Genomic DNA, 14932 nt, shown 5'->3' with positions numbered 1-14932 from the left:
CCCCGAAAGGAAAACTAGGTAAAACAACATTAATGTGAGTGCTCACACAAATTGCATGATAACTAATTGTTAAAGAATTGAGGTCTTAATCGCATTCGTTAAGTACCTATACTGCGCGCTAACGTTGCCGTTTGCCCGAAGCAGGATGCGCATAATACGCCCCCTAGATTTGATGTCAACGTTTATTTTAAATAACTTAAAAAGTAAACGTTGAGTTAGCTAACTTAGCTTAAAAGTAAGTAGATAACTTATCAAAACAGTCCTTTGATGATTCAATTTTCGTGAACCCCTTGGAACTGGAGCGCATTATAGACAGAGTTCATTTTAGTACAAGGGTTATTTGCACTTTTACGTTTACTTGTTCACAATTCAAACAAGAACATCACATACTTTATATGTGTCAGGTTTTTTTACATTACATTAACAAGCAGGCATGGTAACTCTCGATGAATATAAACATTTTAAAAACATAGTGATACATACAATTAACATCTGTTAACTATTATAAAAGTGACTAATCCTGCATTTATTCTAAATATTTATGTAAATTATTTTTACAATTCATAAGAATTTCTTATTTGGATTATCCTAATTAGCTCTGTTAAAGCGCTACCCTGCTGCATTGTTAACAAATTTGCAACAAGGGCACTATTATTGCTTGTATATGTCACTCGCTATTTTTCATTGAGCAGCTGCCAATGAAAATAAAGAAAGTGTAATAAATATACACAGCGAAGATATAACAATAAACCGGAGATAAACATGCATTTTAAGAAATCCATCGTAGGGAGTCTGATTACATTAGCAATCACGGCTGGTGCAAGCACCACTGTATTTTCTAACGAAATCACTGGCGATATTAGTAAATTTAAATCTGTAGGCAGTGAACTTAATAGCAAACAAAAAACATCTGGCTATATTATCCAATTAAAAGGTAATACTGCAATTGCCCAAGCTCAAGATATTGGTGAGCTTTTACCAAGCAATCAATTAGTCGCTAATACAGGTAATCGTTACAACGCCTATACGCCGGCAATGAAAGCCTATACTCAAGCAATGGAAAACAAGCAAAAGAAAGTTGCTAGTTCAATTGACTCTCTTGAAATCTTACATTCTTTTAAGCATACCTATAATGGCTTTTCAGCCAAGCTGAATTCTAAGCAAAAAGCACAATTAGAATCTCACCCTGACGTAGTTGGCGTGTGGGAAGATAGATTAGAAGTTATTAACACAGCTAATACCCCTGAATTTCTAGGCCTTACAGGACCTGGTGGCCAACACACCATGAATATAAAAGGTGAAGGTGTCATTATCGGTATTATCGATACGGGTATTTGGCCAGAAAACCCAAGTTTCTCCGATGATGGTTCATACACTGATCCAGCAGACCTAGGCTGGCAAGGTGCCTGTGATACCGGTACTGATGAAGCATTTACCTGTAACAATAAATTGATTGGTGCTCGTTACTTTAATGCAAGTTTTAGCAGCCAATACGATGTTCAATATGCTTTAGGTGAATTCGACTCGGCTCGCGATGCAGACGGTCATGGTAGTCATACGGCTAGTACAGCAGGTGGTAATGAAAATGTAGCTGCTATGCTTTCAGGTGCAGCTGCAGGAACTGTTTCAGGCATGGCTCCACGTGCGCGTATCGCTGCGTATAAAGCTTGTTGGAATAGTGATTATGTTAGTCCAGAAGGCAATAAAGAACGTGGTTGTTTCTACGGTGATACTATGGCGGCAATTGATGCTGCGGTAACTGATGGTGTTGATGTTATTAACTACTCTATCGGTGGTAGTAAAACAGATTTAACTATTCCATCAACTGCAGCAATGCTAAATGCCGCAGCTGCTGGTGTTTTTGTTGCAGTTTCTGCAGGTAATAGTGGTCCAGATAAAGAGACTGTTGGTACTCCTGCTCCTTGGGTAACCAGTGTCGCTGCATCTACATATAATGGAACTTCTACTATTATTGGTAAAGCGCTTGATGTTACTTCTGGTTCTTTAGTTGGTACTTCACTTATGTCTGTGCCTGCAGGTTTTGCTCCGGCAACAGTTGGTCTTGCTGGTGAGCTGGCTCTAGCAGAACCAGTTGAAGCCTGTAATGATGCACCTCTAACTAATGGCGATGAATTAGTAGGTAAAGTAGCACTTATTGCTCGTGGCTCATGTTCTTTTACTGAGAAGTTCATCAATGCGCAAAATGCTGGTGCGATTGGTGCACTTGTTTATACCTATGACGGCACCTCACCATTTTCTATGGGTGGTGAAGATCCAGCAGTAGCTATTACTGGTTCAATGATCTCTTTTGCTGATGGTCAAGCATTAACAGCAAGTGTTCTAGCTGAAAGTACTTCAGTGATCTTTACTGACACAGCAGCTTCAGGTGAAGCGGTTGAAGTGGGTAATACCATTGCATCGTTCTCATCACGTGGTCCAAACTTAAACACTTACGACATTATCAAGCCAGATATTACGGCCCCTGGTGTTAAAATATTAGCGGCAACTACATCTGCACCAATGTTGGGTACACAAGGTGAGACATTTAAGTATCTACAAGGTACATCTATGTCTAGCCCGCACATTGCCGGTATGGCTGCATTATTTAAAGAATCTAATAGTTCTTGGAGTCCTGCGCAAATTAAATCTGCAATGATGACAACTGCTCGTCAAAACTTAACGAAAGAAGATGGTTCAACACAAGCTGACCCATATGATTTTGGTTCTGGTCATATAGCGCCAGTTTCAGCTTTAGATCCAGGTCTATTGTTTGATACTAACCTTGCTGATTACCTAGCCTTCCTTTGTGGTCAAGACAAAGAAAGCTTTGTTGCTGCGTACGATACTAGTTGTGCTGATTTAGCAACTGCAGGTTTTAGTACCGATGCTAGTCAATTAAACCTACCTTCAATCGCTATTGCCGAGTTACTAGAACCTGAAACAATTTTCAGAACAGTTACCAATGCAACTCCGATTGGCTCTTCTTACACGGCTACAATTGAAGCTCCAGCTGGTTTTGAAGTGAGTGTACAAACGTTTGACGCTAATGGCGATGAAACAGCTGAAACTACACTAGATGTAGCAGCTGAAGGCGGTAAAGCTAGCTTTGCATTAACTTTTACTAAAACTGACACTACTGAAGTTGATGCTTGGAAATTTGGTGCAATTACCTGGACAGATAGTGCAGGTCACTCGGTACGTTTACCACTAGCAATTAAAGCAGTACCTACAGTGAAAATTGAAGTGCCTGAATTACTATCTGCTGATCTTAACCGTGGTCGTTTCCGCTTCTCAGTTAAGATGCTTTACTCTGGCAGAACAAGTATTAAACATGCTGGTTTAGTTGCACCATTTGGCACCGCAGGTACTGTTGAAGCTGATCCAGCTAAAGAATTTGAATTTTTAGGTGCTGGTACAGCTTACCACATGTTCCATATCCCTGAAGGTACACAAGTTGCTCGCTTTAGTTTAGCTGATGCACTTGTAGCAGAGGAAGGTGCTGACCTTGACCTATACGTTTATCGTTGTGATAAATGGTCATGTGCTCAAGTTGCTAACTCACTTACCGATGGTTCAAATGAAAACGTTATATTAACTAACCCTGAGCCTAGAGCAGATGTTAGCGTTGGTGATGTTTATTTAACTATGATTCATGGTTACTCAACAGGTGACGCTCCTTCTACAGATTACACTATGGTAGGTTGGATTGCAGATCAAGCTGAGAGTACTACGCGTGTAATGTCTAGCCGTCGTGCAATTAAAGGTCGTTTTAACTACACAACTATTATGACTAGAGGCCTACCAACAGGTACTACTTATATGGGTGCTGTTACTTACTTTAATGGTGAAGGTGAAGCTGAAGGTACTACAGTACTTGAACTAAAAAACTAGTAAATAACATTCTCTAGCAAACTCCGTTCAATTAGGATTAGCTAGCTGTTATAGACAAAGCCCACTTAAAGTAAGTTTAAGTGGGCTTTTTATTAAGCTTTGCTTAGCAAACAAACTATCAACCAAACAATACTCACTACAAAACCTGCAGCCATCTGCTGTTATTACCCAAGCTTACCTTGCTGTACTTCACCTATACATTTGCGACTAGCTGCTTAATACTGTCAGCAACTGCACAGCTAAAACTCGGCTAAAAACCACTACAATTAACTATGAGTTGGTAAAATATTTACCTTGTAATATCAGCGCTACCGCTTCCCCATAAAGTGAGCTATTAGTGCAACAACGATGTTATTACACTAGTAAGTTAACTAACATTTATATTTATCTTTAAAATTATGATTATAAAGTGTCGAGTGGAGATATGAGGCAGAGTAGAAAGGAGCTCTTATGCCGTATGAAGGTTCTTCAAGTAATCACTGCGAGAGAGTAGAGAGTATCCCTCTGCTCTATGCACCCTAGCAACTCGGTATACGGCAATTAGGCAAAGATAGGTTTAGTCGGCTTATCTAGCTAAGTAACTAATTAACTTAGGACAAGAAATTAACAAGTAAAATAGCAGGCATAAAAAAGGCCTCACCTAAGTAAAGCCTCTTTAACTATGTTTTAGCACTAGCTCAATTTAATGCTGAACTAGAGTTTCAAAATATAGTAATACTATTTATTAGTTTTTTTACGACGGGCAGCTATGCCGGCAACAGCTGTTAAGAAAAGTACTAAAGTAGCTGGAGTAGGTACAACAGATGCTTCACCTAAAGTATATTCAAAATAAGCTTCGAAAACTGGATCTGGATTTCCAGCTAAATCAAAGAGATCAACGAAACCAGCACCGTAAGCTGCTTGACCATTCCATGAAAACCAGCCAAAAACATCATCAACATCGAAAGATAAATCGTGAAGACCTAAAGAAAAATCTGCGGTATCAAAGCTAGCTAGAAATTGAAAACCATCTGCTTCAGCTGGCGCTAACATATCAATACCAAAGAACTCGAATTCTTCCCAAGTATATATAGTGCCGAAACCCTCATCAACTTCTGCTGGAAATGTATTAATGGTTATAGAACCAATAACATCACCTGATGCATCAGAGATAAAGTCTTGAGTTATTAATGCGGCATTGGCACTGGTAAAACTCAAGGCTAAAGATAGTGACAAAAAAGCGCGTAAGATTAATTTATTTAACATGTTACTTCCTATTTATAATATGGCTATTTTATTTTTATAGTATTAATAACGGCGAGGCTTATAAGCGTTCAATTGCTAAAGTAAGCGACTACCGACATTGCATAGCAGTAAAGCAATTATCGCGCCTAAATAAAATTAACCTTATATTACATATAGCTACCGTCAGAATTACATTAAATTAACCAACCATTAACACCAGTACGTTAAAGTGTAAAAAAATCCGACACAAAACTAGCTAAGCCCAACAAAAGTAACTCTTTGTTATTATATTAATAATTTGCTAGCTTATGGTCACAAAAATAAAGCTATACTTACGCATACTTAGCTCGAAAAATAGCTGTGGTACCCGTTGTACATTACCTATAAGTTGCAGAATAAGGTTTGACTATGAGCATTAAACAACTCTCTTTTACTAAAATATTCCTAGCGGCAACGCTTATAACCTCATCAGTCACCAACATTGCTAATGCAAAAAATATTGCTATTTATCGCTGGGTTGATAAAAATAACATCGTTCACTTTAGTCAAAACCTACCGCAAGGGCAGGATTATACTGAGCTAAGCACAGTTTCTTCATTTAAAGCCTTATCAAAAGCTGAAAGAAAAGCACTTGCCGAAGAAGATAAAGCAGCACAAATTGTTGCAGCACAGGTACAAAGACAAGATATTATCATCGCTCAAAATAAGAAAACCTTTGAGAAGAACTGTAAAGCTGCTCGACTTAATATAAAAATGTTAAACTCGTTAGATGATATACATATCAGTGAAGAAAAAAGTGATGGTAGTATTGGTAGTCGCCCATTAACTCAGGCAGAAAAAAAAGAGAAACTTACCTTAAGTAAAAAGCATGAAGGCCTTTACTGTAGTAAATAGTAAGATAAAATCTAATTAGCCCTACCTAAAAAAGCAAGTAAGGCTAATTACTAAAAAAAGCGCTATAACAAGTTGTTTTATTCACAAAATTTCCCGCAAAAATCACCTTATAGATTATTTGCAGCTAAAGGTTAATTCTCCCTCAACAACTTTCACTAAAATTGTACTGCCTTTGGCAAACTCGTTACTGAGTATTTTTTGTGCCAACGGGTTTTCAACCTCTTGCCGAATAGCCCGCTTTAAAGGTCTTGCGCCAAAAACAGGATCGAAGCCAGCAGCAGAGATTAGCGAAATGGCTTGGTCAGTGATTTCTAGGTTGAGATCTTGTGCCGCTAATCGCTGTGCCAAAGCTTGAATTTGTATTTCAGCAATTTGCTTAATTTGTCCAGCTAACAGCGGGTGGAAAACAACCGACTCATCAATACGATTAATAAACTCAGGCTTAAAGTATTGTCCTAAAACATTCATGACTTCTGTTTTCATTTGCTGGTATTGACTATCTCCAGCAAACTCTTGAATAACATCAGAGCCAATATTTGAGGTCATAATAATAACAGTGTTTTTGAAATCAACAGTACGACCTTGGCCATCCGTTAACCTGCCATCATCGAGTACCTGTAATAAAATATTAAAAACATCGGGATGAGCTTTCTCTATTTCATCAAGCAAAATAACAGAATAAGGTTTTCTGCGTACCGCTTCAGTTAAATAACCGCCCTCTTCATAACCAACATAGCCTGGTGGCGCACCAACTAAACGTGCTACCGAGTGTTTTTCCATAAACTCTGACATATCAACACGAATTAAGGCATCTTGAGAGTCGAATAAGAACTCGGCAAGGGCTTTGGTTAACTCCGTTTTACCGACACCTGTAGGCCCTAAAAATAAAAAAGAACCGATTGGCTGGTTAGGATCACTCAAACCTGCCCGAGCACGTCTAATGGCATTAGCTACCGAAGTTACCGCTTCATGCTGACCAATAACACTCTGATGTAAGCTATCTTCCATGTTTAATAACTTATCACGCTCTTGCTCGAGCATTTTAGCAACAGGAATACCGGTAGCGCGACTGAGCACATCAGCAATTTCAACTTCGGTTACTTTATTAGCTAACAAAGTCATTTCTTGCATTTCAGCTTGGCTAGCTAGATCTAATTGTTTTTCTAGCTCGGGGAGTTTACCGTATTGTAATTCAGACATACGATTTAAATCGCCAGTTCTCCTTGCTGCTTCCAGCTCAATCCTGGCTTGCTCAAGTTCTTCCTTAATGGTGTGAGCACCATAAAGTGCGGCTTTTTCTGTGGTCCACACTTCATCTAATTCATCATACTTCAGCTGTTTTTCAGCAATTTGCTCTGAAATGAGTGCCAAGCGCTTGATAGAGGCCTCATCTTCATCTTTTGCCAAGGCTCTTTGCTCAAGCTTTAACTGAATCAATCGTCGCTCGAGCCTGTCTAAATCTTCGGGTTTCGAGTCCATTTGTAAACGAATACTCGATGCAGCTTCATCGATAAGATCAATAGCTTTATCCGGTAATTGTCGATCACTAATATAACGATGAGATAAAGTCGCTGCTGCCACAATGGCCGGATCAGTAATATTTACCGAGTGATGTAACTCATAACGCTCTTTTAAGCCACGTAAAATAGCAATAGTATCTTCAACACTGGGCTCTTCAACTAATACTTTTTGAAAGCGTCGCTCAAGTGCAGCATCTTTTTCAATATATTTGCGATATTCATCAAGCGTAGTTGCGCCGACACAATGCAAATCACCACGGGCCAACGCGGGTTTTAACATATTACCAGCATCCATAGCGCCATCTGATTTTCCTGCGCCGACCATGGTATGTAATTCATCGATAAATAGAATGACTTGCCCTTCTTCTTGTGACAATTCATTCAAAACAGCTTTTAAACGTTCTTCAAATTCACCACGATATTTTGCGCCAGCAACCAGCGAGCCCATATCCAGTGATAATACCCGCTTGTTTTTTAAGCCTTCAGGAACTTCATGGTCAACAATACGTTGCGCTAAGCCTTCAACAATAGCGGTTTTACCAACACCTGGTTGCCCTATTAATACCGGGTTGTTTTTAGTCCTACGCTGTAAAACTTGTAATGTACGACGAATTTCATCATCACGACCGATAACAGGATCAAGTTTGCCCTGCTTAGCAAGCTCGGTTAAATCCACCGTATACTTATTTAAAGCTTGGCGAACATCTTCGGCATTTTGGTCATCAACCTTTTGCCCACCACGAATATGTTCAATGGCCGATTTTATCCGTTGTTGATTTGCCCCTAATTCGGAGAGAATGTTTCCTAAGGTGCTTTTATCTTCGATAGCGGCCAAGACAAACATTTCTGAAGAAATATATTTATCAGACATTTTTTGTGCATGTTTATCACAAAGGTTTAAAATTCGACCTGAGGCTGCAGATAATTGCACATCGCCACCGCTGTCTTGCACTTGTGCTAAAGACGCTAAGGCCGCTTCAATTTTCTGACGTAAAGAGCGCACATCAATAGCAGCACTTTTTAACAAGGCAATAACAGAGTTACCGTTTTGATTGAGCAAGGCTAACATTAAATGAATAGGCTCAATGAACTGATGATCTTTGCCTAAAGCAAGTGATTGCGCATCAGCAATAGATTCTTGAAATGATTGGGTAAAACGATCTAAACGCATTTTATCTCCTGACACCCGAGGATTAATTAACTCTCTGGCTATGATTTATTCTTTAAAACATTGTTAATGTTATAAGGCTAAAAGATTATTTTTCAATGTTATTTCAAATATAAGCTTGATATAAAACAATAAACTGGGGGGAATTGACTAAGCTATTATCTTAGGAGAAATAACACTGGAAAATTATCTTCTGCAAACTTACACCTACAAGTTAACGCCTGCAAATAATACTCGCCATACGACCCGTGACTCGCTCTTTTCGATAGGAATAATACTTATTTGTTTCTTGGTAGGTACATTCAGCTAAACCAGAAATAGCGCTAACGCCCAAGGCTTGTAACTGCAGTTGCGCAATTTTCTGTAAATCTGCCAAGTACTTACCATTTTCTTGCTTTATAAAGGCGTTATTAAAAGCCACACCTTGTTGAGTAAACGTCTCTTTAACCTCACTACCGACCTCAAAAGCACCTTTACCAATACAGGGACCGAGCCAGGCCACTAGTTCGGCAGGCTTACTGTGCATTTTATCTAAGGTTTTTTCGATAATATTCGTGGCTAATGGACGCCAACCGCCATGAATAGCCGCAACTTCAGTGCCATCTTTATGACTGAGTAATATGGGCAAGCAATCGGCTGTCATTATTGCCAAAGCAATATTTTTCTGACGAGTAATACTGGCATCGGCAGTTATCACTTGCTCATTTACAGCCATGACTTCTACTACTTCATTACCATGGACTTGCTTGAGCCACTGAATTTGAACGTCTTCGATGAGTTTACAATGAGGTGAAGGTTTTTGAGTTAGCTGCTGCTTGCTTAACTTCTGCTGAAGAAGTTGTTTTAACACATTACGATTATGATTCACTTTTTCGGCACTATCGCCGACATGCAAACCTAAATTAAAGGCACCAAATGGGGAGCTTTTACTGATTAACTTTTCATTTTTTAACTGCTGATTATTTGAGGGTGTGGCTGTTAAATCTTGCTCATTTATCTTTAGTGGCGATATCTGCAGAGGAGAAAGTCGCGTTGTTTGTAGAGCGAGTATTTTATCGCTTATTGGGTATGAAGTGGCAAATGATGATTTAGACCTAGTTATAGCTGTAGGTTTAGATATAAGCTTAAATGTAGGTTTAGAGGTAAAAAAAGACGACCAATTTACCAACTCAAAAGCCGAGTTGGTAAATTGAAAAGGCTCACTTTCAAAAAGAGCCTGATTACTATAACTAGTATTCTTCTTCGGCATTAAGCTTGTTATCGTCTTGAAGAAGCTTAACTAACTCAACAAAGTCTTCCGGTAACTCTGCATGCCAAGTCATTTCTTCTCCGGTAATTGGATGAAATAAAGATAGCATGGCAGCGTGCAGTGCTTGGCGTTTAAAGCTACGCAACTTCATTAACAGCTCTGGTGTTGCATTTTTTGGTGGACGAGGACGACCACCATAAACAGGGTCACCTACTAACGGATGGGTAATGTGTGACATATGCACACGAATTTGATGTGTGCGGCCGGTTTCTAAACGTAAACGTAAACGAGTATGTAAACGGTATTTCTCCATCACACGGTAATGTGTTACTGAAGGACGACCAACAAATGACACTGCCATTTGCGTACGCTTAGTAGAATGACGACCAATTGGCTGATCAACCAAACCACCCGCTGTCATAACACCACAGGCAATCGCTTCGTACTCACGAGTAATTTCACGTAATTGCATCGCTTCAACTAAGTTGGTTTGCGCGGCAATCGTTTTAGCGATAACCATTAGGCCGGTAGTATCTTTATCAAGACGATGCACGATACCAGCTCTTGGCACTACGCCGATTTGTGGGTAGTGATGTAATAAAGCATTAAGCAAAGTCCCATCAGGATTACCTGCACCAGGATGAACAACTAAACCTACTGGTTTATTTATCACTAAAATATATTCATCTTCATAGACAATATCTAATGGAATATTTTGAGCTTCAAAACGTAACTCAGTTTCAACTTTTGCATTAATTTCAACAACTTCACCGCCATACATTTTCTCACGAGGACGGGTAAGAACTTCGCTATTAACCTGCACTTGTCCGGCTAAAATCCACTCTTTTATCCGTGAACGTGAATAATCAGGAAACATTATCGCTAATGTTTGGTCAAAGCGTTTACCTAAACATGATTCAGGTACAATATCTTTATGTTGAATGATTTCTGACATTAAACTCTCTTTAAACTCGATTAAACCTAGCGAATTAATCAAATTACCATTTGCACTGTGCAAGGTAAGGTTGCTAGGGTAGAATGCTTATTCTTAAATATAAAAACATTTTACCCGTTTACGCGGTGGTTTGATATTTATTTTAATTAAAACAAAGTAGCGATAATAAATTTCATGGATAAATTGACAGTAAAAATTATTTTAACCGTTTTAGCCTTGACCCTAACTGGCTGTTCATCATCTGATGATGACATTGAAAAAGTACCGGATAAATCGGCACAGTCTTTATTTGTTGATGCCAGAACAGCACTTGATAATGGTTTATATCAAAAAGCCATTCAAATACTTGGCGCTATTGACTCTCGCTTTCCTTTTGGTCCAATTTCTCACCAAGTACAGCTAGATTTAATTTATGCTTACTATAAAAGTGGTAATGCAGGGCAAGGTATTGCTTTAACCGACAGGTTTTTAAGATTAAACCCAAATAACTCAAATGTTGATTATGTTTATTACATGCGGGCGCTTATCAATATTTCTACCGAAGAAAACTTATTTCAAGATTTAGCCGGTATTGACCGTACCGATCGTGATCCTGAAGCTTCGCGTAGCGCTTTTAAAGATTTTAAAAGCATAGTAACTGACTACCCTGACAGCAAATATGCTGCCGATGCACGTAAACGCATGATTGCGATAAAATCTCGCTTGGCACAATACGAAATAGCCGTTGCTAAATATTATATTAAACGCGAAGCGTATGCCTCTGCGGCAAATCGTGGTCGTTATATCGTTGAATACTTCGCGCCAAGCCCTGAAATAGAGCAAGCTCTTGAGATAATGATTGAGAGTTACGATAAGTTAGCACTTACTGACTTAAAGAAAAATGCTATGCAAGTACTTGCGGCTAACTACCCAAACAACAGGCTAGTAAGATAGAAAGTTAGTACTGCCTAACCTCTATATTAATGAATAAAAAAGCTGAATTACCTAGGCAATTCAGCTTTTTTATTAAGTTATTTAAGCAGTTATTTAAGCAGTTATTTCAAGAATATCAGATCCTTTTACAGCTAACTGAAACTAACTAATCACCCTTTATTATGTACAGTATTAATTAAAGCTTATAACAAAGAATGTTACTTTTAACACGTAGCACTAACAAAGCAACAGCCAACAACATCAACATTGTAGATTTTGGCTCTGGCATTTCAGTAGTAGTGAAACCTGCTGGATCCCGTGCCCAGACTGAAATATGTGAGATACCTTTAGGCATCCCTTGGGAATTTTCAAAGACATCGCTCACGTCGAAGGTACCACCTAAGTTATAAGGCACCTCTAAATTTAGCGGACCACCTTGAAAGTTAAAGTCAAAGACAGCAAATTCATTACCTGCCTTAAAAACTAAGGCTAAATGATCAAATACCCCCTCACCAAATAACTCATCTAACAGGTTAACAATATCCCAGTCAGGCATTATTGACCAGGTCCCTTCAGTACAGTCGGTATCAGTATCGCCTAAATCAAAGCTGCCAGTAAGAGTTTCAAGGTCATGGTAACAGGTAAAGTCGACAGTTATTAGCTTTTCAATATCAATACCGGTCAAGTTATCATAATCGTCATCTTCAGGATCATCAATAAGGTTATTAACGATGCCAACACCGGTATCAGAATATTGAAATCCATCTCCCTCGCCACTTTCATTAATATCTCCATCATCTTTACCTAAATAGACCCAACCTGGATCGTCAAGCACATCATCATCCGGAGTTAAGTTTTGTAAATGGTCTGGTGCAATAATAAAGGCAAGATTATCATTAAATGTGTCACTACCAGTTACTGGATCATTTCCATCAGTATAAAAAGGGTCAAAAATGGTATTGTCTTCATAAAGATCATCATCCGCATTACCGCTAAATTTTTGCGGTTGTCCATTAAGTAAACCATCCATATATTCTCCTATATTAGCTCCTCCTGGGTATGGTTGATCGTTACCACTAAAGACCCCCTCACAAGCGCTGTAACTTTGAGGAGGGATACTAGTAGTACTAGGATCATCCGGATCAGGAAATGGAACTGATGGAGACTCAACTGCCAGTTGTACATCGGTTAAGTACACCTTACCTAGATCACAGTCGATAAGTGATGCTGACGCTGATAAGTTAAATGCCAATAAAAAAAATAAGCTCATGAATTGAATAATGTACTTCATAGCATTTCCTCTTGTTATTAAATAACCATTAAACAGCTTTGATAATATTCGACAGAAAAACGTGTTATAAGAAAAGCTGCATAAATTGAACCAAAATACAATTAGGTATATTTATTAAGCAGTTGTTAACAAGGCTCATTTACGCAGTGACTAAAGTGTAAAACAATCGGACATTTTTATTGGTTTGATAGGTAATTCCGAGCTTGTTTTAAGCTAAAAAACAATAAATGATGGAGTATAAATAAGAGGTATTAAAGTGGGTGTTTTTGATGCCAAGTGCGACGGTAAAGCTGATTACATCCGCACTTGAACTATGACTATGTCTGCTGCTATAACTATATAGCGTCTCGGTTTTCTTCACCCGTTCTAATACGGATAACTCGCTCTACATCGGTAATGAAAATTTTACCATCGCCAATTTTACCTGTTTGCGCAGTTTCTAAAATCGCATTAACACAACGTTCAACATCTTCTTTGGCAATAACAATTTCTAATTTCACTTTGGGTAAAAAATCAACCATGTATTCGGCACCACGATAAAGTTCAGTGTGACCTTTTTGGCGACCAAAACCTTTAACCTCAGAAACAGTCATGCCAGTAACACCTATTTCGCCAAGGGCTTCTCTTACATCATCCAGTTTAAATGGCTTAATAATCGCTTCTATTTTTTTCATCTGCGTTGCTCGTCAGTTAAAGTTGCATTGATTTCACTAATAAAGATATTACAGCGTGTTTAATGCTATTTAGCAATATCCAATTGGCTTTTAATTTTGTTAAACTAGTGAAAACAACATACTTTACCCACTTGCCAGCTAGGAAGTCTTATGGATCAGCAAACCATCATTGCCGAAATGAAAGTTATCCCTGAAATTGATGTTCAATTTGAAATTAATCGCCGTGTTGCCTTTATCAAAAAACAATTAATACAATCAGGACTAAGCAATTTAGTCTTGGGAATAAGCGGTGGTGTTGACTCTTCAACTTGTGGCCGGTTAGCACAACTTGCGATTAATGAATTAAATGCGCAACAAGCTGAAGGTAGTCATAGCAAGCATTACCAATTTATCGCGGTACGTTTACCTTATGGTATTCAAGCAGATGAAGATGATGCCCAACAAGCAATAAATTTTATTCAGCCAAGTCACTGTTTAACCACTAATGTACAAGTGGGGGTTGAAGGTATTCATCATGAGGTTTTACAGGCGATGAGTAAAGCTGAGCTGTTAACCGCTAATGATGCTCATATAGATTTCTCTAAAGGTAATGTAAAAGCGAGAGCACGCATGGCGACACAATATCATATTGCCGGTATTGTTGGCGGCTTAGTGCTGGGTACAGATCATAGTGCAGAGAACATCACCGGCTTCTTCACCAAATGGGGTGATGGTGCCTGCGATTTAGCACCACTTTTTGGTTTATCAAAAAGACAAGTCAGAGCACTTGCTAAAAGTCTTGGCGCGCCAAGTATTCTCGTTGATAAAGCACCGACCGCTGATTTAGAAGAGCTAGAGCCTGGTAAAACTGACGAAGATGCCCTAGGTATAAGTTATGAGCAATTAGATAACTTCTTAGAAGGTAAGCAAGTAACCACGACCGTTAGTGAACACATCATCAATATCTATAAAAAAACACAACATAAAAGACAAGCGATACCAACAATTTACGGTTAATCCTTTTTTGATCTGCTTATAGGCTTAGCTAAATCCATTTTTATTATCTATAACTGCATTATTCTGGGCAGTTAATAAAAATGGATTTTTTATGCTTAAAACTCAGCCGAATAACCCTAGCCAAGTTCCGACCAGAACATCCCTAACTTACCTTAAAA

Annotated in this window: 10 protein-coding genes; 4 read left to right on the top strand and 6 right to left on the bottom strand. The window is 38.6% G+C overall.

Annotation, left to right across the window (positions count from 1 at the left end; genetic code table 11):
- Positions 1-762: 762 nt before the first annotated feature.
- Complete coding sequence (locus HRT50_RS13655; protein ID WP_291615383.1) at positions 763-3891, top strand: S8 family serine peptidase; 3129 nt, start codon at positions 763-765, stop codon at positions 3889-3891.
- A 717-nt stretch (positions 3892-4608) separates the two neighbouring features.
- Here the strand turns inward: HRT50_RS13655 and HRT50_RS13650 are convergent.
- Positions 4609-5136 carry a PEP-CTERM sorting domain-containing protein gene (locus tag HRT50_RS13650; protein ID WP_291615381.1) on the bottom strand — a complete coding sequence of 176 codons (528 nt, stop codon included), beginning with the start codon at positions 5134-5136 and terminating at the stop codon, positions 4609-4611.
- 387 nt (positions 5137-5523) lie between these two features.
- On the opposite strand from HRT50_RS13650, the gene HRT50_RS13645 reads away from it, so the two are divergent.
- Positions 5524-6009 (top strand): DUF4124 domain-containing protein, encoded by a 486-nt coding sequence (locus tag HRT50_RS13645; RefSeq protein WP_291615380.1) that lies wholly within the window; start codon positions 5524-5526, stop codon positions 6007-6009.
- A gap of 114 nt (positions 6010-6123) precedes the next feature.
- Here HRT50_RS13645 and clpB read toward each other — a convergent pair whose 3' ends face one another.
- The 3 genes from clpB to rluD form a co-directional block, all read right to left on the bottom strand.
- Positions 6124-8700 (bottom strand): ATP-dependent chaperone ClpB, encoded by a 2577-nt coding sequence (gene clpB / locus HRT50_RS13640; RefSeq protein ID WP_291615378.1) that lies wholly within the window; start codon positions 8698-8700, stop codon positions 6124-6126.
- A gap of 211 nt (positions 8701-8911) precedes the next feature.
- Positions 8912-9946, bottom strand: a complete 1035-nt coding sequence (gene pgeF, locus HRT50_RS13635) for a peptidoglycan editing factor PgeF (RefSeq protein WP_291615376.1) — start codon at positions 9944-9946, stop codon at positions 8912-8914.
- Positions 9927-10901, bottom strand: a complete 975-nt coding sequence (rluD, locus tag HRT50_RS13630) for a 23S rRNA pseudouridine(1911/1915/1917) synthase RluD (protein ID WP_291615373.1) — start codon at positions 10899-10901, stop codon at positions 9927-9929. Before rluD ends, pgeF begins: the two co-directional genes overlap by 20 nt.
- Positions 10902-11075: 174 nt before the next feature.
- On the opposite strand from rluD, the gene HRT50_RS13625 reads away from it, so the two are divergent.
- Entirely contained in the window at positions 11076-11834 is a 759-nt protein-coding gene (locus HRT50_RS13625) for an outer membrane protein assembly factor BamD (RefSeq protein WP_291615371.1), read from the top strand.
- A gap of 175 nt (positions 11835-12009) precedes the next feature.
- Here HRT50_RS13625 and HRT50_RS13620 read toward each other — a convergent pair whose 3' ends face one another.
- Both HRT50_RS13620 and glnB read right to left on the bottom strand, forming a co-directional pair.
- A complete protein-coding gene (locus HRT50_RS13620; protein ID WP_291615369.1) occupies positions 12010-13104 on the bottom strand; it encodes a hypothetical protein in 1095 nt (364 codons plus the stop codon).
- Between the two features lie 335 nt (positions 13105-13439).
- The gene (gene glnB, locus HRT50_RS13615) at positions 13440-13778 is read right to left on the bottom strand and encodes a nitrogen regulatory protein P-II (RefSeq protein ID WP_291615366.1); all 339 of its coding nucleotides are present in this window, start codon (positions 13776-13778) and stop codon (positions 13440-13442) included.
- A gap of 150 nt (positions 13779-13928) precedes the next feature.
- Between glnB and nadE the strand changes: the two genes are divergently transcribed.
- Positions 13929-14774 carry an ammonia-dependent NAD(+) synthetase gene (gene nadE / locus HRT50_RS13610; protein WP_291615364.1) on the top strand — a complete coding sequence of 282 codons (846 nt, stop codon included), beginning with the start codon at positions 13929-13931 and terminating at the stop codon, positions 14772-14774.
- Positions 14775-14932: the final 158 nt, after the last annotated feature.

It is taken from the genome of Colwellia sp., assembly GCF_013215345.1.
GTDB lineage: Bacteria > Pseudomonadota > Gammaproteobacteria > Enterobacterales > Alteromonadaceae > Colwellia.
Note: the sequence above shows the minus strand (reverse complement) of the source record. Positions and strands in the feature narration are given on the sequence as shown.

Excerpts from the sequence above, each read along its gene's own strand:
- HRT50_RS13655 (WP_291615383.1), top strand. The coding sequence starts at position 763 with ATGCATTTTAAGAAATCCATCGTAGGGAGTCTGATTACATTAGCAATC.
- HRT50_RS13650 (WP_291615381.1), bottom strand. The coding sequence starts at position 5,136 with ATGTTAAATAAATTAATCTTACGCGCTTTTTTGTCACTATCTTTAGCC.
- HRT50_RS13645 (WP_291615380.1), top strand. The coding sequence starts at position 5,524 with ATGAGCATTAAACAACTCTCTTTTACTAAAATATTCCTAGCGGCAACG.
- clpB (WP_291615378.1), bottom strand. The coding sequence starts at position 8,700 with ATGCGTTTAGATCGTTTTACCCAATCATTTCAAGAATCTATTGCTGAT.
- pgeF (WP_291615376.1), bottom strand. The coding sequence starts at position 9,946 with ATGCCGAAGAAGAATACTAGTTATAGTAATCAGGCTCTTTTTGAAAGT.
- rluD (WP_291615373.1), bottom strand. The coding sequence starts at position 10,901 with ATGTCAGAAATCATTCAACATAAAGATATTGTACCTGAATCATGTTTA.
- HRT50_RS13625 (WP_291615371.1), top strand. The coding sequence starts at position 11,076 with ATGGATAAATTGACAGTAAAAATTATTTTAACCGTTTTAGCCTTGACC.
- HRT50_RS13620 (WP_291615369.1), bottom strand. The coding sequence starts at position 13,104 with ATGAAGTACATTATTCAATTCATGAGCTTATTTTTTTTATTGGCATTT.
- glnB (WP_291615366.1), bottom strand. The coding sequence starts at position 13,778 with ATGAAAAAAATAGAAGCGATTATTAAGCCATTTAAACTGGATGATGTA.
- nadE (WP_291615364.1), top strand. The coding sequence starts at position 13,929 with ATGGATCAGCAAACCATCATTGCCGAAATGAAAGTTATCCCTGAAATT.